Here is a 708-nt window from a genome sequence, read left to right on the forward strand (position 1 = left end):
CCTGGATCGTGCCACCTCGGCCGGATTTCGTGACCTGATGGTCATTCTGCCTTGAGTTTCCGGGGTTCTTGGTGTCCGTGCGGGGCACTAATCGGGCGCTTCTAGACTGCCCAAGTGGGTATGTTCGTGCGGAAAGTGCGCACCGGGTCGGGTGCGACGGCGGTGCAGATCGCGTCGAAGACGCGGGGCGTGCGCACGATCGTCCAGCATCTCGGCTCCGCGCATGACGATGCCCAGCTCGCAGCGCTGGTCGCGGTCGCTCGCGATCGGATCGCGGAGCTGCGCGGGCAGGGCGAGTTCGATCTCAACGCGCTCATGCCGACGCCGGCGCCCACGGCAGCGCCGACGGTGACCGGCTCTCGCTCGCGGGTGCTCTGGGAGGTGCTCGAAGACGCGTACGCGGCGCTCGGCTTCGACGCGATCGGCGATGAGACGTTCAAGCGGCTCGTGCTGGCCAGGGTCGTGGAGCCGACCTCGAAGGCGGACACGCTACGGGTGCTGGGCGAGCTGGGCGTGCCGGACCTGCCCTCGTTGCGGACGATCTGGCGCACGCTGGCGCGCAGCATCGAGCACGACTGGCGCGCAACGGCTGCGGAGGCCGCGTATGCGCACGCGACCCGGGCTGGCGCGCTCACGCTGGTCCTCTATGACGTGACCACGCTGTATTTCGAGGCCGAGTACGAAGACGCGCTGCGGAAGGTCGGCATG

1 pseudogene is annotated in these 708 nt (G+C 68.6%); it reads left to right on the forward strand.

Features of this window, described 5'->3' with window-relative positions:
• Window positions 1–114: 114 nt before the first annotated feature.
• Window positions 115–708 (forward strand): annotated as a pseudogene (locus tag J1M46_RS15115) (IS1634 family transposase); the annotation flags it as partial.

Origin of the sequence: Agrococcus sp. KRD186 (assembly GCF_017168255.1) — a bacterium.
Classification (GTDB): Bacteria; Actinomycetota; Actinomycetes; order Actinomycetales; family Microbacteriaceae; genus Agrococcus.